Below are 18,293 nucleotides of genomic sequence, written 5' to 3'. Positions count from 1 at the left end.
GTTTGGATAGGTTTCCGTAACCTCCGCCACTCTCGACTACGCTAGTAGCGACGACGACGTCGGCTTTTCAGCTTCACCTACAGCCAGAGTCCAAGCAGTCAGATTCCCTGCAGATCGCTTCACCCAAAGGAGCATATCCATGGCGCTTATCGATGCCATCCACGCCCGCGAAATCCTCGATTCCCGTGGCAACCCGACCGTAGAAGTTGAAGTCCTGCTCTCGGACGGCCAGATCGGCCGCGCAGCGGTTCCCTCCGGCGCTTCCACCGGCGAGCACGAAGCCGTTGAACTCCGCGACGGCGACAAGGGCCGCTACCTCGGCAAGGGCGTCCAGAAGGCGGTCGACGCGGTCATCGACCAGATCGCCCCCGCCCTGACCGGTTTCGACGCGACCGACCAGCGCAGCATCGACCAGGCCATGATCGACCTGGACGGCACCCCCAACAAGGGCAAGCTCGGCGCCAACGCCATCCTGGGTGTCTCCCTGGCCGTGGCCAACGCTGCCGCCGCCTCCGCAGACCTGCCGCTGTACAAGTACCTCGGTGGCCCCAACGCGCACGTCCTGCCCGTGCCGCTGATGAACATCCTCAACGGCGGCTCGCACGCCGACTCCGACGTGGACATCCAGGAATTCATGATTGTCCCGATCGGCGCCGAGACCTTCTCCGAGGGCCTGCGCTGGGGCGTCGAGGTCTACCACAACCTCAAGTCCGTCCTGCAGGCCAAGGGCCTGTCTACCGGCCTGGGCGACGAGGGCGGCTTCGCGCCGAACCTGCCGTCCAACCGTGCCGCCCTGGACCTGATCCAGGAAGCCATCAAGAACGCCGGCTACACCCCGGGCAAGGACATCGCGCTGGCCCTGGACGTCGCCTCCTCCGAGTTCTTCAAGGACGGCGCCTACCAGTTCGAAGGCAAGGCACTTTCCGCCGCCGAGATGAGCGCCTACTACGCCGAGCTCGTGGCCGACTACCCGCTGGTTTCCATCGAGGACCCGCTGGATGAGAACGACTGGGAAGGCTGGAAGACCCTCACCGACACCATCGGCGACAAGGTCCAGCTCGTTGGCGATGACCTCTTCGTCACCAACCCGGCCATCCTGCAGCGCGGCATCGACACCAAGACCGCGAACTCGCTGCTCGTCAAGGTCAACCAGATCGGTTCCCTGACCGAGACGCTGGACGCCGTGTCACTGGCCCAGCGTGCCGGTTACACCACCATCACCTCGCACCGCTCCGGCGAAACCGAGGACACCACCATTGCTGACATCTCCGTTGCCACCAACGCGGGACAGATCAAGACCGGTGCCCCGGCCCGCTCCGAGCGCGTAGCCAAGTACAACCAGCTGCTGCGCATCGAAGAAGAACTCGACGACGCCGCACGGTACGCCGGACGCAGCGCCTTCCCGCGTTTCAAGGGCTAGTTAGCCGCGAAAACCGGTAACCGGTGGCTATGGTTGAAAGACCATGGCCACCGGTTCTGTTTTGGCCCGCTTTGAAGGAGTGACATGGCTACCCGACGCCCCAATGTTCCCCGGGCTACGCCTGCGCCCACCAAGGCTGCTGCCGCCAAGCCTGCGGCCACGGGCCTGGGAGCAGTAGACGACGGCGGCGAAGTCATCCAGGCGGACTTTGGCGGCTCCCGCAGCGGGGCGCCGACGCCGGCCACGCCCCGCGGCGCCGCGCCTGCCTCTCCACGTGCGGCAGCACCCGCAGCGGGCAAACCAGCCGCCAACGGTGCCGCAGCAGCACCGGCCGCAAAACCCGCAACCCGGCCGGCACCGGGGAAAGCTGGGGGCCAGGCCGTAGGTCGGACCGCGGCAGGCAGTGCCGACGAATCCCTCGACCCTGTGCCCGCCAAGGCGTTCTCGGGCCGGCTGCTTGCCCTCGGCGTCGTCATGATTGCCATCACCATCCTGCTGGCGCCCACGGTAAAGATCTTCCTCGACAAACGCGCCGAAATCGCGGCGCTGCAGGCCGACATCGCGGCCAAGCAGACCAAGCAGGAGGACCTCAAACGCCAGGTTTCGCGGTGGCAGGATCCCAACTTCGTGAAACAGCAGGCCCGCGACCGCATTAACATGGTTATGCCCGGCGAGACGGGCTATTGGGTATTCGGCAGCGATCTTCCTGCCGCGCAGTCCAGTGGCACGGCGGGTGCACCATCAGCACAAGACCCGGCCAACCTGCCGTGGGTGGACTCCCTCTGGGAGTCCATCAGGCGATCGGCAACAGACTAGAAGCGGCGCCCGCCGCCGGGATTGTCCCACGGACAATCCGGAACTGGGCAGGAAGGTGCCACTCCCGTGGACGAGAACCGAGTGGACCAGAACCGAGCGGTCAAGAACGACGGCGCCCCGACCTCGGCGCCACGGCACAGGGCAAACGCCCCGGAGGCCTCCAGCCTGCCGTCGCCGCAGGACCTCGAGGTCCTGAGCCGCCAGTTGGGCCGGCCCGTGCGGGACGTCGTCGAAATCCCGGCCCGCTGCGTCTGCGGAAACCCGCTCGTGGCCGCCACCTCGCCGCGGCTCAGCAACGGTACGCCGTTCCCCACCACGTTTTACCTCACGCATCCGGTGATCACCGCGGCGGTGTCGCGGCTTGAGGCCGCCGGGCTGATGAACGAAATGAACGACCGGCTCGCCGCCGACGCTGCCCTCGCGGCCCGGTACCGTGCCGCCCACGAGGCCTATCTGGCCTCCCGTGCCGAGATCGGCGCGCGCTGCGGCATCGGTGCGGTTCCGGAAATCGACGGCGTCTCGGCCGGCGGCATGCCCACCCGCGTCAAATGCCTGCACGTCCTCGTGGGGCACTCGCTGGCCGCCGGCCCGGGCGTGAACCCGCTCGGCGACGAGTCGATCGCGGCCATCGCCGAATGGTGGACCGTGGACCGGTGCTACTGCGACGGCGCCTGGGACACCGGCGGCGAGGCACCGTCCCGGGACCTCAGCCGTCATGGACCCCAGGGCCTGCCGGAGATCGTGGGCCGGCCCGGCCCGGTCCGTAAATCCCGCGGCACCGCCGGCGCGGGAGACGCCGCCAGCGCGGCCGGCGCGGGGGAGTCCAAGTGACCCGGGTCGCGGCCATTGACTGCGGCACCAACTCCATCCGCCTGCTGATCGCCGATGTGAACGCAGATGTGAACACGGACGCGAACACGGAAGCGAACACAGCTGCAGGCGGGGCAACTGGGCAGCCCACACCGCGGCTTACCGACATCGTGCGGGAAATGCGCGTGGTCCGGCTGGGCCAGGGCGTGGACTCCACGGGCGAACTGGCCCAGGAAGCGCTTGAGCGCACCTTCGCCGCGACCCGAGACTACGCTGCCCTCATCCGCCAGCACGGCGTCGAAAAAGTGCGCTTCGTGGCCACCTCCGCCACCCGCGATGCCCGCAACCGGCAGGTCTTCGTCGACGGCATCCGCGCCATCCTCGGCGTCGAGCCCGAGGTGATCACTGGCGACGAGGAAGCCGCGCTCTCCTTCGCGGGCGCCAGCAGTGTCCTGCCCTCCCGCGGCGAGGACCCCGTCCTGGTGGTGGACCTCGGCGGCGGAAGCACGGAGTTCGTCCTGGGCAACGCCGACGGCGTCATCGCCGCCCGCTCGGTCGACGTCGGCTGCGTCCGGATGACCGAACGGCACCTGCGCAGCGATCCGCCCACCCCGGCGCAGATCGCAGCGGCAGAGGCCGACGTCGACGCCGCCATCAGCGAGGCGGCAGAAACAGTTCCGCTGGAGCGCACCACCGTCGTCGTCGGCGTGGCGGGTTCCGTCACCACCATCACGGCGCATGCGCTGCGCCTGCCGGAGTATTCGCCGGCCGCGATCCATGGCACCGAACTGGACCTGGACGCCGTCCGGAAGGCATGCACCGAGCTGCTCGAAATGACCCGGGAGGAGCGGGCCGCGCTGCCGTACATGCACCCCGGCCGGGTGGACGTGATCGGCGCCGGCGGCCTCGTTTGGCGGAGGGTCCTGCAACGCCTGGCCGATATCACGGGCGGCCGCATCACCACGGCAGTGGCCAGTGAACACGATATTCTTGACGGTATTGCCCTCAGCATCCGATGATCCCGCCCAGCAGCTGCGCCCCCGCGCGCCGTGCCGCTGGTGCAACCGCCGATAGGACCTGAATGACCAGAGCAACAGCCCGGCGCCGCCGGACCGCCTCCGCGTTGATGGCCTTGGCCCTTGCCGGCGGAGCGTCCACCGCGGCGCTGACCCTAGCCGCGCCCGCCTACGCCGACTCCTGGCGGGACAAGGAATACTGGCTCGCCGAATCCGGCATCACCAAAGCCTGGGACGTTTCCAAGGGTGCCGGCGTCAAAGTCGCCGTGATTGACAGCGGCGTGGACGGCAAACATCCGGACCTGGCTGGCGTGCTCGCCGGCGGCTCCGACATTTCCGGCGCCGGCAGTGCCAACGGCCAGGCGAGCATCGGTGCCAAACCCGAACACGGCACCCTCGTGGCCACCATGCTCGCCGGGCGCGGGCATCAGGCGCCCGAACCGAGCGCCAAACCGAGCGCCAGCGCCAAACCCAGCTCTGGCCCCGCCGTCGGCCCTGACGGGATCGTCGGCGTCGCCCCGGAAGCCCAGCTGCTGTCCGTCTCCACCTGGCTGGGTTCCGCCAACCCGGGCGGTAAGAGCGACCAGGATCAGATCCCGGAGGCCGTGCGCTGGGCGGTCGACAACGGCGCACGCGTCATCAACATCTCCCTCGGCAGCACGTCGCCGGAATGGCCGCAGAGCTGGGACGCGGCATTCCTCTATGCCGAGCAGAAGGACGTCGTGATCGTCGCCGCCGCGGGCAACCGCGTGGGCGGCAACATCCAGGTCGGCGCGCCCGCCACGATTCCCGGCGTCCTGACGGTCGCAGGCCTGGACCGCAAGGGCGCGGCCAGCATCGATTCCTCCTCACAGGGCATCAGCATCGGCGTCGCCGCTCCCGCCGAGGACCTGGTCGGCGGCATGCCCGCCGGTGGCTATGCCGAATGGGCGGGCACTTCCGGGGCCACGCCCATCGTTTCCGGCGTCGCTGCCCTGATCCGCTCCAAATGGCCCGAGATGTCCGCGAGCCAGGTCATCAACCGGATCGTCAGCACGGCCAAGGACGCCGGGGCGCCCGGGAAGGATCCGCTCTACGGCTTCGGCGTGCTGAACGCCGAGGCCGCCCTCAAGGCCGATGTCCCGGAAACCAAGGCCAATCCGCTGGGATCGATTTCGGACTGGATCCGGGTCCACCGGCGCGGAAACCTCGCCACGACGGCACCTGCTGCGGCGCCCGCGCCCTCCAGCGCTGTGCCCACCCTGCCCGAAGCGACCGTGCCGGTCGCGGAGAAGCCGTCCCGGCTGGACAGCGCCGTCCCGGCCGCGGTGGTCCTGGGCTTCGGGTGCCTGCTCGTGGGAATCGTGGTGGCCGCTGCGATCCAGTTGCGGGCCGCCATGCGAACGCCGCCCAAGGACGGGCCGGATAGGCCGGTCAAGTCCGAACCCAAGTCCGAACCCAAGTCCGAAACCGGGACCGAACGCGGGGCCGAGAATCCGGTGGACTCCAGCAACCCGTCATAGTTAGTGAAGGTTTTCACAAACTACGGTATTCTTGACGCATGGCATCCTCCCTTCAGCTCCAGGACCGTCCCCGGGTACTCGTCGTCGGCGGCGGGTACGTCGGCCTGTATGTAGCCCTTAAACTTCAGAAAAAGATCGCGAATGCAGGTGGCATCGTCACCCTCGTGGATCCGCTGCCCTACATGACCTACCAGCCCTTCCTGCCGGAAGTTGCCGGCGGCAACATCGAGGCGCGCCACGCAGTCGTCTCGCACCGCCAGCACCTGAAGCAGACGGAGCTCATCCAGGGCCGCGTCACCTCAATCGACCACGCCAACCGCACGGCAGTGGTCGCACCCTCCGACGGTGGCGACACCTTCGAGGTTCCCTACTTCGACGTCGTGCTGGCCGCTGGCGCCATCACCCGCACGTTCCCGATCAAGGGCCTCGCGGAAAAGGGCATCGGCCTGAAGACCATCGAAGAGGCCGTGGCACTGCGCAACAAGGTTCTCGAGCGCATCGAGACCGGCTCGCTCATGACGGACCCCGTTGAGCGCGCCCGCGCCCTGACGTTCGTCGTCGTCGGCGGCGGCTTCGCCGGCATCGAGTGCATCACCGAAATGGAAGACCTCGCCCGCGCCGCGGTCAAGAACAACCCGCGCGTCAAGCAGGAGGAAGTCCGCTTCGTCCTGGTCGAGGCAATGGGCCGCATCATGCCCGAGGTCACGGCGCCGCAGGCCGTTTGGGTCGTCGAGCACCTCCGCAGCCGCGGCATCGAGGTGCTGCTGAACACCTCCCTCGACAACGCCGAGGGTTCCCTGAAGCTCATCAACCTCCCGGACAAGAGCCCGGCCCAGGAATTCGAGACTGACACCCTGGTCTGGACTGCCGGCGTGCAGGCCAACCCGATGGTCCGCTCCACCGACTTCCCGCTCGAGCCGCGCGGCCGCGTCCGCGTCCTGGCCGACCTGCGCATTGCAGGCGACGAGGGCATCATCGACAACGCCTGGGCTGCCGGCGACGTCGCTGCCGTCCCCGACCTCACGGGCAGCGGCCTGCCGGACGGCACCTGCGTGCCGAACGCCCAGCACGCGCTGCGCCAGTCCAAGCGCCTGGCCAAGAACCTGTGGGCCTCCCGCTGGGACAAGCCGCTTAAGGATTACAAGCACAAGAACCTGGGCGCCGTCGCCGGCTTCGGCGAATGGAAGGGTGTTGCGAACATCAACCTGGTTGGCCGCATCGGCCTCAAGGGCCCGCTGGCCTGGCTGGCACACCGTGGCTACCACGGCATGGCCATCCCCACCGTGGAGCGCAAGATCCGCGTCATCTCCGGCTGGCTGTGGGCCTTCTTCCTGGGCCGCGACACCACGCAGCTCATGGACCTGGACAACCCGCGCGGTGCCTTCGTGGCCGCAGCGACGCCGGCCCCGAAGCCGGCCGCTGCCCCGGAAGCCGCCCAAGCCGAAACCAAGCCTGAAGCCAAGCCTGAAGCCAAGGCCGGCACCCCGGCGGCATCGAATGACTCGGTCCCGGCAGACGCCAAATAGCTCCTGGCCGTAACGGCTTCGAGCGCTCTGGCGGTTGCCCTACGACGGCGGCTGTTCCCCTCCGGGGGAGCAGCCGCCGTTTTCGTTGCAGGCAGCCGCAGGGGCGTCCGGAGCGGACGGGTGCGCACCGCCCGCGCCTAGACTGGCTCCATGACAGCTGAAAAGGACCTGCACACGCTCCTGGCCACCATGCGCCCAGAACTGCGCGAGGGCGAGTACGTCTACGCCCTATGGCCGCACGGCAAACCTCTGGCCGGAGCCATCGCGGCCGCCGTCCGCGAGGCGGAGGGACTGACCGTTGTGCTGCCACGGGACGAAGCGGACAGCCTGGGGCTCTCCTACGACTTCGTCGCAGCGTGGATAACGCTCCAGGTGCACTCTTCGCTCGAGGCGATCGGCCTGACGGCAGCCGTCAGCGCCGCCCTGACCGAGGCGAAGATCAGCTGCAACGTCCTGGCCGGCTTCCATCATGACCACCTGCTGGTCCCGGTGGCCGACACCGACCGGGCGCTGGAGGTTCTGCACGAACTCGTCGCAGACCATGGGGAGCACAAGCCAGCACCGGAACTCGTGCTGCGCAGCGAGGAACCGGCGGACCGTCCGGAAATCCTCGCCCTCACAGCCGCCGCGTTTGCCATCTCGCCCGTCACCGGTCACCACGTCGACGGCGAACCCGAAGAGGTGAAGCTGCTGGCCCGGCTGTTCGAGTGCCAGGAATACCTCCCCGAGTTCAGCGTCGTTGCGGAGCTCAACGGAGAAATCGTAGGGCACGTGATCAGCACCCGCGGCTGGGTGGGCGAGCTGGAGTTGCTGGGGCTCGGGCCGATCGGGGTGGTGCCGCGGCTGCAGCGCCACGGCATCGGCACCGCGCTCATGAACGAGACAGTGGCGCGGGCCAACGCCGCGGGGGAGCGGGGGATCGCGCTGCTGGGCAGCCCCGACTACTACTCCCGCTTCGGCTTTGTACCGTCCACGTCGCTCGGCGTGGCACCGCCGGAGGCCGGCTGGGGGGCGCACTTCCAGCTGCTCCCGCTCGCCGTCTGGCCCGGCGGCGTTAGTGGCACCTTCCGCTACGCTGGCCCGTTTTCGGGCTGATCCGGCCAGCGACGGGATACCATTGACCGGGCGCCCCAGTAGCCCAATTGGCAGAGGCAGCGGACTTAAAATCCGCGTGTTGTGGGTTCGAGTCCCACCTGGGGCACTTTGCTACACGCCGCCCTGCAGCGGCCGCTGGAACCCTCCAGATTTCCTCTATGCAACGAGTGTTATAAGGATGTGACCGTAGTCACTTATTTTCACGTCGAAATTGCACTAGCTTGAAGTGGAATCAGGAACACCTGATCTTTCGCGTCAAAGGCCGTTCGCACCTTTAGATCGAGGAGCTTGTACATGACTTCACTCCCCCGGGTTGCGCCCCGCGTCGCTAAGCTCACAGTGCTTAGCCTCGGCGTCGCCCTTCTGGCTACGGCTTGTGGCGGTTCACCTGCCCCGAGTTCGTCGGGATCCAGCTCAGCTGCGGCCGCCGGCATCGCATGCCCGGCGCCCAGCGCTACCGGCGCCGGTACCAGCGCTGCCGGCGAAGCCGGCACCGTGCCGGCTTCGGCCACCACCACCCCCACGCCCCTGAAGATCGGCTCGCTCCTGCCGACGACGGGTTCGCTGGCATTCCTCGGCCCGCCCGAAATTGCAGGTGTTAACCTCGGCATCAAGGAGGTCAACGATGCCGGCGGCGTCCTGGGCAAGCCTGTCGAGGTCATCCACCGTGACTCCGGTGACACCAAGACTGACATCGCCACCCAGTCCACTACGGCACTGCTCGGCCAGGGCGTCAGTGCAATCGTCGGCGCCGCCTCTTCGGGTGTCTCCAAGACCGTGATCAACCAGATCACCGGTGCCGGCGTCGTCCAGTTCTCCCCGGCCAACACCTCGCCGGACTTCACCGCGTGGGATGACAAGGGCCTCTACTGGCGCACCGCCCCCTCGGACGTGCTCCAGGGCAAGGTCCTGGGCAACTACATGGCCACCTGTGGCGCCCAGACGGTCGGCATGATCGTCCTGAACGACGCCTACGGAACCGGCCTTGCAAAGAACGTCCAGTCCGCTTTCGAGGCAGCAGGCGGCAAGGTTGTTGCCCAGGAGCTCTTCAATGAGGGCGATTCCCAGTTCAGCAGCCAGGTGGACAAGGTCCTCGCCGCCAAGCCGGACGCCATTGCCCTGATCACCTTCGACCAGGCCAAGAGCATCGTTCCGCTGATGACGGGCAAGGGCGTCAAGCCGACCCAGATCTTCATGGTGGACGGCAACATGTCCGACTACAGCAAGGACTTCCAGCCGGGAACCCTCAAGGGCGCCCAGGGCACCATCCCGGGCACCTTCGCCAAGGATGACTTCAAGAAGAAGCTCCTGACGATCGACCCGGCGCTGAAGGACTACAGCTACGCGGGCGAGTCCTACGATGCCGTGAACCTAGTCGCCCTGGCTGCCGAGGCCGCCAAGAGCACCAAGGGTACGGACATCGCAGCGCAGCTCAAGGCAGTCTCTGAAGGCGGCGACAAGTGCAACACCTTCCCCACCTGCGTCACCCTGCTCCGCAACGGTAAGGACATCGACTACGACGGCCAGTCCGGCCCCGTATCGTTCTCCGACGCCGGCGACCCCACGGAAGCTTACATCGGCATCTACGAGTACCAGGATGACAACACCTACAAGCCGGCCAAGGAAGAATTCGGCAAGCTGTAAGCCGCTTCCTACCGACAAACAAGAGACCCCCGTCCAGTCCGGACGGGGGTCTTTTGCGTGCGGGGGAGCGGGGCGACCCTGCCGTCGGACAGAGCGTCAGGGTGGGGCGGCCAGGCGTCACGCACAGCAGACTTTTGAGGGGTGCTGGGGCGTCCGACGGCGGCAACCCGCCTCAAGCCGCTGTGCGCCCGCCTAAGACCCTGCGCCGCGTGACGCCGCCTTCGTCCTACCGCACGAGCGCAGGCGCCGAGCAAGTGGCTGCGGAGGCGCCCGGAGCCGCGGCCAGAGGTCCGGGGCCCAGCGAGATGCCGCCCGGCACGCAGAAGGGCCGCCACCGGCTGGTGACGGCCCCTGCAGGGGATACTGCCCAACGCGCTACTCGACAGTGTCTGCGAGCGTCCCCAGGTAGAGCTGGATGACCTTGGGATCCTTCATGAGTTCCCGGCCTGTACCTGTGTAAGCGTCCTTGCCCTGGTCCAGAACGTAGGCGCGGTCGCAGATCTGCAGGCAGCGGCGCGCGTTTTGCTCCACCATAATGACGGAGACGCCGGCCCGATTGATCTCGTGGACCCGGAGGAAGGTCTCATCCTGCTTGACAGGGGAGAGGCCTGCGGAGGGCTCATCGAGCAGCAGCACGGCCGGGTCCATCATGAGGGCCCGTCCCATGGCGACCATCTGGCGTTCGCCGCCGGAGAGCGAGCCCGCCCGCTGGGCGCGCCGTTTGCCGAGCTCCGGGAACAGTTCGGAGACAAAGTCGAACCGTTTAGCGAAGTCCTTGGGCCGCTGGAACATGCCCATCTGCAGGTTTTCCTCGATGGTCAGGGCGGCGAACACGTTGTTGTTCTGCGGAACGAAGCCCACGCCCTTGGTGACCAGCTTGTTGGCCTTGAGTCCGGTGATGTCCTGCCCGCGGACCACTACCGAGCCGGAGTGGACCTTGACCAGGCCGAACATGGCCTTCAGCAGCGTGGACTTGCCGGCGCCGTTGGGGCCAATGATGCCGATCAGCTCACCCTTGCGGGCTTCGATGCTGCAGCCGTTAAGGATGTTGACGCCGGGGAGGTAGCCGGCCACCAGATCGGTGACCTTCACGACCGAGTCGCCATCGAAGGCGGGCTGGGCGGCCGGTGCCGCACTGGTGGCGCTCATTCTGTGTCCTTCTCTGTGCGGTTCGGCTCTTCGGCGCGGGTCGGCTCTCCGGCGCTGCGCCGGCCGCGCGTCGTCCCGTTCGTCGCCGCTTCCTCCGCCTCGGTGGCGAGGACGTCGGCGGAGATGATGCCGGCGTTTTCGGTGCCGACGATCGATTCCTCGTCGGCGACCAGTTCGGCGGCCAGTTCCTTGATGCCCTCGGCGTCGCCGAGATCCACGTCGTGGTGGGCGCCAAGGTATGCGTCGATCACGGCGGGGTTCTTCATGACTTCGGCGGGAGGCCCTTCGGCCACGATCTTGCCCTCGGCCATCACCACCACCCAGTCGGCGATGTGGCGGACCATGTTCATGTCGTGCTCGACGAACAAGACGGTCATGCCCTCGGCCTTGAGGTTCTTGATGTGGTCCAGCAGCGACTGCGTCAACGCCGGGTTGACGCCGGCCATCGGCTCGTCGAGCATGACCAGCTTGGGCCGGACCATGAGGGACCGGGCCATTTCCAGCAGCTTCCGCTGCCCGCCGGACAGCGACGCCGCGTAATCGTCCCTCTTGGCGTCCAGTTTGAACTTCTCCAGCAGCACGTTGGCTTCCTGGGTGATCTTCTTTTCCTGGCCGCCCCAGATGCCCTTGAACAAGGCCTTGGACAGCCGTTCGCCGGACTGGCTGGAGGCGCCGAGGCGCATGTTCTCCAGGACGGTGAGCTTGCCCATGACCTTGGTGAGCTGGAACGTGCGCACCATTCCCATCCGGGCGACCTTGTAGGAGGAGACACCCGCGAGGCTCTGGCCTTCGAACTGCCATGAACCGGAGTTCGGGGTGTCGAATCCCGTGAGGAGGTTGAACAAGGTGGTCTTGCCGGCGCCGTTGGGGCCAATCAATGCGGTGATCTTGTGCCGCGGGATCTCTAGGTACTGGACGTCGACGGCGTTGATGCCGCCGAAGCTGCGGGTGACGTTTTCCGCCACGACGATCGGATCACGCTTCTTGCAGCCGGGCGCGATCTCTCCGGCGGCGATCGGACGGGTGTCCGTCATGTAGTCGATTTCTTCCGACGTGCGGGGTTCCTCGCGCGACTCTTCGCTTGGATTGCTCATGCGAATGCCAGCTCCTTCTTATTGCCGAGAACGCCCTGGGGCCTGAAGATCATCAGCAGCATGAGCGCCACGCCGACCAGGATGTAACGCAGCTGCCCGGCCTGGACCGTATTCAGCCACGTGATGGTGCCGGACTCGATCAGGCCGTAGAGGATGCCCTGGGTGAGTGAGAGCACCACCCAGAAGATCATGGCGCCGACCACCGGGCCGAGCACGGTGCCGAGGCCGCCGAGCAGCAGGCACGTGTAGAGGAAGAACGTCAGTTCCGTGCCGTAGTTGGCAGGCTGCACCGCGCCGCGGGGAATCGTGAAGATCATGCCTGCCAGGGCACCGAGCGCGCCGCCGATGATCAGGGACTGCATCTTGTAGGCGTACACGTTCTTGCCGAGCGAGCGGACGGCGTTCTCGTCCTCGCGGATGCCCTTGAGCACGCGGCCCCAGGGGCTGCGCATCAGCAGCCAGACAATGAGGCAGAACAAGGCCACGACTGCCCAGGCCACTACCCGGATGAAGAAGTCACGGTTGTTCATGCCGACGTAGGTGCCCGGCGGGAAGGGGTTCATGGCGTAGAAATCGCCTTCAAAGGCCGCCAAGCCGTTGGCCGAACCGGTGATGGCGGTCAGCTGGTTGGTCGTGACGATATAGCGCACGATTTCGGCCGCCGCGATGGTCACGATGGCCAGGTAGTCCGCCCGAAGTCGCAGCGTCGGGATGCCCAGCAGAAGAGCGAAGATAGCGGAGCAGACGACGGCGATGAGCAGTCCGATGAAGAACGGCACGTGGAACGTCAGGGTGGAGATGGCGAAGCCGTAGGCCCCCACTGCCATGAAGCCTGCTTGGCCGAAGTTGAGCAGGCCGGTGTAGCCGAAGTGGACCGCCAGGCCGAGGGTGGCCAGGGCGTAGGCGGCTGTCGTCGGGCTGAAGAGTTCGCCGGCGGCGCTGGAAAATATGAATCCGAAATCCATGGCTGTCTCCTAACCCACGCGCTCGCGGCGGCCCAGAATGCCCTGAGGCCGGAACAAGAGGACAACAATCATGATGAACAACGCTCCCACGTATTTAAGGTCGGCTGCGAGGCCGAACACGGTGGTCAGCTCAACGAAGATGCCGACGATGATGGAACCGACCAGGGCGCCCCAGACCGTGCCGAGGCCGCCCAGGGTGACACTGGCGAAGATGAGCAGCAGGATCTGCGAACCCATGTCGAAGGTGACGCCGGGCCGGTAGTAAGCCCAGAGGATGCCGCCGAGGGCGGCGAGCATGCCGCCGACCACCCAGACGATCCGTATGACGGAGTCGACGTCGATGCCGGAGGCCGCGGCCAGCGCCGGGTTGTCGGCCACCGCGCGGGTGGCCTTGCCGAGACGGGTCTTGAGCAGAACGACGCCGAGGGCGGCGATCACGACGGCGCTGATGATGAGGGACCAGAGGTTGTTGGGGGAGATGGAGATCGGGCCGATCAGGATTTCCACGCTCTGGGCGAACGGCAACTGCTGGGTGGCGCCGCCGAAATAGAACTGGATGATGTAGCGCACGGACAGGGCGAGGCCGATGCTGACGATCATCATCGGAACAAGTCCGGTTCCGCGGCGCCGCAGCGGCTTCCACAGGCCCGCGTCCTGGACGTAGCCGAACAATCCGCCGCCGATGACGGCCAGGATGACGGACAGCCAGAACGGCAGGTGCATGGCGTTCAGCATGAACACCAGCACCGCGCCGAGGGTGACCATTTCACCGTGGGCGAAGTTGGTCAGGCCGGTGGTGCCGAAGATCAGGGACAGGCCGACGGCCGCGAGGGCGAGCAACAGGCCGAAGCTCAGGCCGGCCACTAGCCGGTTGAGCAGGTTCTGCCCGAAGTTCTCCTCCGCCACGACGATTCCCTTGCCAAAGGTGAAGATCACCGAGAGGTTTGAGGTCTGGCTGAACGTGACGTTGCGGGGGTTCTCCTGGCCCTCGGCCAGTTTGATGCCCTGCGGAAGCGTGGACTCGTCGAGTTTGACCTCGTAGGTCCCCTGGGTGGGGACGCCAATGGTCCAGGCGCCGTTGGGTCCCGATTTCGTGGTTCCCGTAAAATCGCCGCTTGTGGCGGTGATGGTTACCCCTGGGATCGGTGCGCGGTCGTCGCCGCGCAAGAAGCCGCTGATGCTGTTGGTGAACTGGGTCGCCGACGGGGATGGTGTCGGCGAGGGGGTCGCGGCGCTGGACGCCGGGGCCACGATGAGCAGTAGCGCAGCCATGGCGACAAATACTGCCCCCACAGCCCTCATTAGTCTGCCGCGCCGTCTCTGCGACAGGCCGCTCGTTGTGCTTCTCAAATTGAAAACCTCCACATGGGGGTGCTGTGGGTTGCGCCTTTGCAACCGTTGCGAACGGTCAGGGGGACGAGCGTCTCGCAACACGGTCAAGTATTGTGATGTCCGTCACCCTGTGTGGCCTATGCTACAGCCCGCGCGAGGCAATGAATGCCGCTGCGAGCAGGGCGAACGTCGCGATCGGGTAACAACCGTGTAGTCGCGGCGGCACCTTGCTGTAGCCCCGCTAAAGAAAACTTTTGTTGATTCCGAGTATGCCTAAACAGTGGCCGGTTCGGCCCCCGGTCCGCCGGGCCAACCCGGCGCCGGTGCCGTCTGCCTAGGACATCCGGTCCTGTCTGCGGAACCGGCAAATCCAAGCTTTTTCCAAGTCCTGCCGCGTTATGGTGCGAAGAGCGCCTGAACCGAAGTCCTGAACCGAAGTCCTGAACCGAAGTCCTGAACCGCACTCTTGAACCGCAGTTCTGAACCGAAGTCCGGAATCCGCTGGCCGGATCTTTCGGCCTGGGACACGGGGCGGCGTGGATGACAGGGGCCGATCGTGGAGGGCCGACTGATGAACCGGGTGGTCAAGCTGTGCCTCGCGGGTTCGCTTGTGCTGGCGATCCTGGGTATTCCGGCGCTGAGCCTGGGCCCCGAGACCGCCGGGGCGCAGGCCTGCGTTCCCTCCACGGAGGCGCTCACCGACCCCTATCCGGGGATCCAGGCGGCAGCCTCCAGCTTCGAATCGGGCACCTTGGACGGATTCGGCGTCACCACTGCAGGGACGGGAGATGCCTCTGTGTCCACCGGGCCGTCGCACTCCGGTAGCTGTGCCGCCCGCCTGCACACCACCGCCGGGCTTGGCTCCATCGCCAGGCTGACCGTCGGCTTGACCCCCGGGAACACCGAGGCGTATGCGGACGGATGGTTCAATATCGCCGCTGAGGGAATGGCAGGAAACAATGTTCCTTACTTCCGGTTCTTTTCCGGCGGCGTCCGCGTCCTGGATGTTTTCCGGCAAAACATCTCCCATGAGCTGGTGCTCCGCACCTCGTCACCGGCAGGCTTCGCGTACACGACGTTGCGGCGGGATGTCCCCACTGACTCCTGGCACCGGCTGGTCATGCACGTAGTCCCCAACGGTCCGCAGACCACCGTCCAAATCTGGTGGGACGGGCGTTCCGTCTACGCGGGCACTGTCAGCATTTCGGCGACGACGCTCGACACGGTCCAGCTCGGCTCCGAACACGATCAGCAAATGGCCGACATCTATATTGACGACGTCATAGTCAACAGCGGCACGGGAACGCCGGCGCCGGTCCCCGGCCCACTGCCGGAGCCGAAGGGGAACCCGTCGAAGCGGCTCGACGATTTCCGTGGTGACGGACCCGCCGCCGTGCTGGCAGCCGGCACAGGTGCGAGGCGCACCGGACGTCCCTGACGGCCGGTGCCAACGCGGGAATCCTGGGCCTGAAGATCCCGCCGACTAAGGTCACGGTTCGGTTGCGGCGGCTCCCCGGGGGAACTATCCCTCCCCGTCGGCCGTGGGAATTGGTAGCGTGACTATACAAAATCCCTTTTCGTATTGTCCGCATCGCACCGGAACATCACCCACCCCCTTATTTTGGAGGACACCCGCAATGGCAACTGGCGGAAACCCGATCTTCAGCGGAAAGAATTTCCGCGAAGCCACCCAGGCACCGCCTGCCCCGCAGGCCCCGTATGGCCAGAACCCGTACGGCCAGAACCCCTATGGGCAGAACACCTACGGCCAGGCCCCGGGCCAGGGTGGGTGGAATGCGGCGCAGCAGGGCATGACCCAGGAACAGCTCCAGGACCTGTACAACCGCCCGGCGGCCGGACCGGCTGACATCGGCCGGATGACGTACGACGACGTCATCATCAAGACTGCCGGGTGCCTTGGCATCCTGGTGGTCGGCGCCGCAGTGGCGCTCGCCGTCCCGCAGGGCACGGGATCCATGCTGATGATCCTCGGGGCCCTCGGCGGCTTCGCCCTCGCGATGGTCAACACCTTCAAGAAGCAGCCCTCACCCGGACTGATCCTCGCCTACGCCCTGCTCGAAGGGTTCTTCCTCGGCGGCCTGACCCGCATCCTTGACAACCTCTTCCCGGGGGTCGGCATCCAGGCCGTCGTCGGGACCCTGTCCGTCTTCGCCGTGACGCTCGTGCTGTTCAAGAGCGGCAAGGTCAGGGCGACGCCCAAGCTCATGCGGTTCTTCATGATCGCCCTGATCGGCTATGCGGTGTTCGCGCTGGTCAACGTCGTCATGATGTGGACCGGAGCCGTTAACTCGCCGTTTGGCCTGAGCACCAGCGTGGAGATCATGGGTATCCCGCTCGGCGTCTTCATCGGCATCCTGGCGATCGGCCTGGCCGCCTTCTCCCTGATCATGGACTTCACCAGCATCGAGGCGGCCATCAGCGCCGGAGCCCCGCAGCGCTTCTCCTGGACCGCCGCCTTCGGCCTCACGGTCACGCTGGTCTGGCTCTACGTTGAGATCATCCGACTGCTGGCCATCCTCCGCGGCGACGAGTAACCGCCGTCGTACCTGTTCGAACTGTTTTCAACGAGGAGCCCCGCCCAACGGCGGGGCTCCTCGTGTTTGCGGCCAAGGGAGCCCGCTGCCGCACATCAACTGCCATGCGTCAGCTGCAGCCCGTCAGCTGAGCCGCTCCAGCACAACCGCCATGCCCTGGCCGCCTCCTACGCACAGCGTCGCCAGGCCGAGGGAGGCGTCGCGGGCGCGGAGCCCGTTGATCAGCGTGGTGGTCATGCGGGCGCCGGTCATCCCGAAGGGGTGGCCGAGAGCGAGGGCGCCGCCGTGGACGTTGAGCTTCTCCGGATCGATGGCGAGCTCCCGGGCGCTGGCCACCACCTGGACCGCGAACGCTTCGTTGAGCTCCACGAGGTCGATGTCGCGGATGCTCAGCCCGGCGATCGTGAGCGCCCGGCGGGTCGCTTCCACCGGGCCCATGCCCATCAGCTCCGGGGACAGCGCGCTGACGCCGGTGCAGACGATCCGGGCCAGCGGCTCCAGTCCCAGCTGGCGGGCCCGCGCGTCACTCATGACCACGACGGCGGCGGCCCCGTCATTGAGCGGACAGGCGTTCCCGGCCGTCACGGTGCCGCCGCTGCGAAAGACGGGCTGCAGCGCACCGACGGCCTCCGCTGTGACGCCGGGACGCGGCGAATCGTCGCGGTCCACCACCGTGCCGTCGGCGCGGGTGTACGGCGTGATTTCGCGGGCATAGAACCCGGACGCGATGGCCGCCTCCGCCCGGTTCTGGCTGAGCACCGCCCAGTTGTCCTGCTCCGCGCGCGTGATGCCGTAGCTTGTGGCGACGTTCTCCGCCGTCTGGCCCATGGCGATGTACACGTCCGGCATCCGGCTGCCCAGGCGCGGGTCGGTCCACGGCGTGTTCGACGCCGCGCGGGCCTCGGTGCGTTTCCGGGCCGCTTCGAAGCGCGGGTTGTGCGTGCTCGCGTCGGTCTCGCCGGCGCCGGCCCATTCCCGGTAGCGGGACACCGCCTCCACACCGGCGGCAACGAACGCCTGGCCTTCGCCGGCTTTGATGGCGTGGAAGGCCATCCGGAGCGTCTGCAGGCTGGAGGCACAAAAACGGTTGATGGTGGCGGCCGGAACGTTGTCCAGGCCGGCCAGGATGCTGACCACGCGTGCCATGTTGGAGCCGGCCTCGCCGCTGGGCTCGGCGCACCCCAGATAGATGTCGTCCAGGCCACGTCCCGGCCCGGCGGCGGCATCAAACGCCGGAATCCCGGCAAGGGCCGCCGTGACCATGGCGGCGGCGAGATCGTCCGGCCGCTCGTCTTTCAGGGACCCCTTGAACGCCCGCCCGATCGGGCCCCGGGCGGTGGAAACGATGACAGCTTCTGGCATGCGCCCA

At 66.9% G+C, this 18,293-nt stretch carries 15 protein-coding genes and 1 tRNA gene; 11 read left to right on the top strand and 5 right to left on the bottom strand.

Annotated features, from left to right (window positions below; translation table 11 throughout):
• Positions 1-139 precede the first annotated feature (139 nt).
• The 9 genes from eno (at position 140) to M2428_RS19275 (ending at position 9,829) form a co-directional block, all read left to right on the top strand.
• Positions 140-1,420, top strand: coding sequence for a phosphopyruvate hydratase (gene eno / locus M2428_RS19315; protein ID WP_277527578.1), 1,281 nt, complete (start codon positions 140-142; stop codon positions 1,418-1,420).
• A gap of 84 nt (positions 1,421-1,504) precedes the next feature.
• Positions 1,505-2,236: a septum formation initiator family protein gene (locus M2428_RS19310; RefSeq protein ID WP_277527577.1), complete on the top strand. Its 732-nt coding sequence runs from the start codon at positions 1,505-1,507 to the stop codon at positions 2,234-2,236.
• A gap of 165 nt (positions 2,237-2,401) precedes the next feature.
• The gene (locus tag M2428_RS19305; RefSeq protein ID WP_277527610.1) at positions 2,402-3,067 is read left to right on the top strand and encodes a DUF501 domain-containing protein; all 666 of its coding nucleotides are present in this window, start codon (positions 2,402-2,404) and stop codon (positions 3,065-3,067) included.
• On the top strand, positions 3,064-4,065 hold the full coding sequence (locus M2428_RS19300; protein WP_277527576.1) for a Ppx/GppA phosphatase family protein: 1,002 nt from the start codon (positions 3,064-3,066) through the stop codon (positions 4,063-4,065). The genes M2428_RS19305 and M2428_RS19300 overlap by 4 nt, the downstream gene beginning before the upstream one ends.
• 62 nt (positions 4,066-4,127) lie before the next feature.
• Positions 4,128-5,564 (top strand): S8 family serine peptidase, encoded by a 1,437-nt coding sequence (locus tag M2428_RS19295; protein WP_277527575.1) that lies wholly within the window; start codon positions 4,128-4,130, stop codon positions 5,562-5,564.
• Between the two features lie 38 nt (positions 5,565-5,602).
• Positions 5,603-7,090 carry an FAD-dependent oxidoreductase gene (locus M2428_RS19290; protein ID WP_277527574.1) on the top strand — a complete coding sequence of 496 codons (1,488 nt, stop codon included), beginning with the start codon at positions 5,603-5,605 and terminating at the stop codon, positions 7,088-7,090.
• Between the two features lie 150 nt (positions 7,091-7,240).
• Positions 7,241-8,185: an N-acetyltransferase gene (locus M2428_RS19285; protein ID WP_277527573.1), complete on the top strand. Its 945-nt coding sequence runs from the start codon at positions 7,241-7,243 to the stop codon at positions 8,183-8,185.
• Positions 8,186-8,217: 32 nt separating this feature from the next.
• Positions 8,218-8,291, top strand: a tRNA-Leu gene (locus tag M2428_RS19280).
• A gap of 188 nt (positions 8,292-8,479) precedes the next feature.
• Positions 8,480-9,829: an ABC transporter substrate-binding protein gene (locus tag M2428_RS19275; protein ID WP_277527572.1), complete on the top strand. Its 1,350-nt coding sequence runs from the start codon at positions 8,480-8,482 to the stop codon at positions 9,827-9,829.
• Positions 9,830-10,204: 375 nt separating this feature from the next.
• On the opposite strand, the gene M2428_RS19270 is transcribed toward M2428_RS19275, so the two are convergent.
• From M2428_RS19270 to M2428_RS19255, 4 genes are read right to left on the bottom strand one after another with little or no spacing between them, the layout of a single operon-like run.
• Positions 10,205-10,978 (bottom strand): ABC transporter ATP-binding protein, encoded by a 774-nt coding sequence (locus tag M2428_RS19270; RefSeq protein WP_277527571.1) that lies wholly within the window; start codon positions 10,976-10,978, stop codon positions 10,205-10,207.
• The gene (locus M2428_RS19265) at positions 10,975-12,072 is read right to left on the bottom strand and encodes an ABC transporter ATP-binding protein (protein WP_277527570.1); all 1,098 of its coding nucleotides are present in this window, start codon (positions 12,070-12,072) and stop codon (positions 10,975-10,977) included. Before M2428_RS19265 ends, M2428_RS19270 begins: the two co-directional genes overlap by 4 nt.
• The gene (locus M2428_RS19260; protein WP_277527569.1) at positions 12,069-13,037 is read right to left on the bottom strand and encodes a branched-chain amino acid ABC transporter permease; all 969 of its coding nucleotides are present in this window, start codon (positions 13,035-13,037) and stop codon (positions 12,069-12,071) included. Before M2428_RS19260 ends, M2428_RS19265 begins: the two co-directional genes overlap by 4 nt.
• 9 nt (positions 13,038-13,046) lie before the next feature.
• On the bottom strand, positions 13,047-14,309 hold the full coding sequence (locus M2428_RS19255) for a branched-chain amino acid ABC transporter permease (protein WP_277527568.1): 1,263 nt from the start codon (positions 14,307-14,309) through the stop codon (positions 13,047-13,049).
• A gap of 616 nt (positions 14,310-14,925) precedes the next feature.
• Between M2428_RS19255 and M2428_RS19250 the strand changes: the two genes are divergently transcribed.
• Both M2428_RS19250 and M2428_RS19245 read left to right on the top strand, forming a co-directional pair.
• The gene (locus tag M2428_RS19250) at positions 14,926-15,807 is read left to right on the top strand and encodes a hypothetical protein (RefSeq protein WP_277527567.1); all 882 of its coding nucleotides are present in this window, start codon (positions 14,926-14,928) and stop codon (positions 15,805-15,807) included.
• A gap of 199 nt (positions 15,808-16,006) precedes the next feature.
• Positions 16,007-16,924 carry a Bax inhibitor-1/YccA family protein gene (locus M2428_RS19245; protein ID WP_277527566.1) on the top strand — a complete coding sequence of 306 codons (918 nt, stop codon included), beginning with the start codon at positions 16,007-16,009 and terminating at the stop codon, positions 16,922-16,924.
• Between the two features lie 123 nt (positions 16,925-17,047).
• On the opposite strand, the gene M2428_RS19240 is transcribed toward M2428_RS19245, so the two are convergent.
• Positions 17,048-18,286: an acetyl-CoA C-acetyltransferase gene (locus M2428_RS19240; RefSeq protein WP_277527565.1), complete on the bottom strand. Its 1,239-nt coding sequence runs from the start codon at positions 18,284-18,286 to the stop codon at positions 17,048-17,050.
• Positions 18,287-18,293 lie beyond the last annotated feature (7 nt).

Origin of the sequence: Arthrobacter sp. ES3-54 (genome assembly GCF_029504395.1) — a bacterium.
Lineage (GTDB): Bacteria > Actinomycetota > Actinomycetes > Actinomycetales > Micrococcaceae > Arthrobacter.
Note: the sequence above shows the minus strand (reverse complement) of the source record. Positions and strands in the feature narration are given on the sequence as shown.

Excerpts from the sequence above, each read along its gene's own strand:
- M2428_RS19240 (WP_277527565.1), bottom strand. The coding sequence starts at position 18,286 with ATGCCAGAAGCTGTCATCGTTTCCACCGCCCGGGGCCCGATCGGGCGG.
- M2428_RS19255 (WP_277527568.1), bottom strand. The coding sequence starts at position 14,309 with ATGGCTGCGCTACTGCTCATCGTGGCCCCGGCGTCCAGCGCCGCGACC.
- M2428_RS19285 (WP_277527573.1), top strand. The coding sequence starts at position 7,241 with ATGACAGCTGAAAAGGACCTGCACACGCTCCTGGCCACCATGCGCCCA.
- M2428_RS19295 (WP_277527575.1), top strand. The coding sequence starts at position 4,128 with ATGACCAGAGCAACAGCCCGGCGCCGCCGGACCGCCTCCGCGTTGATG.
- M2428_RS19290 (WP_277527574.1), top strand. The coding sequence starts at position 5,603 with ATGGCATCCTCCCTTCAGCTCCAGGACCGTCCCCGGGTACTCGTCGTC.
- M2428_RS19270 (WP_277527571.1), bottom strand. The coding sequence starts at position 10,978 with ATGAGCGCCACCAGTGCGGCACCGGCCGCCCAGCCCGCCTTCGATGGC.
- eno (WP_277527578.1), top strand. The coding sequence starts at position 140 with ATGGCGCTTATCGATGCCATCCACGCCCGCGAAATCCTCGATTCCCGT.
- M2428_RS19265 (WP_277527570.1), bottom strand. The coding sequence starts at position 12,072 with ATGAGCAATCCAAGCGAAGAGTCGCGCGAGGAACCCCGCACGTCGGAA.
- M2428_RS19245 (WP_277527566.1), top strand. The coding sequence starts at position 16,007 with ATGGCAACTGGCGGAAACCCGATCTTCAGCGGAAAGAATTTCCGCGAA.
- M2428_RS19260 (WP_277527569.1), bottom strand. The coding sequence starts at position 13,037 with ATGGATTTCGGATTCATATTTTCCAGCGCCGCCGGCGAACTCTTCAGC.
- M2428_RS19310 (WP_277527577.1), top strand. The coding sequence starts at position 1,505 with ATGGCTACCCGACGCCCCAATGTTCCCCGGGCTACGCCTGCGCCCACC.
- M2428_RS19275 (WP_277527572.1), top strand. The coding sequence starts at position 8,480 with ATGACTTCACTCCCCCGGGTTGCGCCCCGCGTCGCTAAGCTCACAGTG.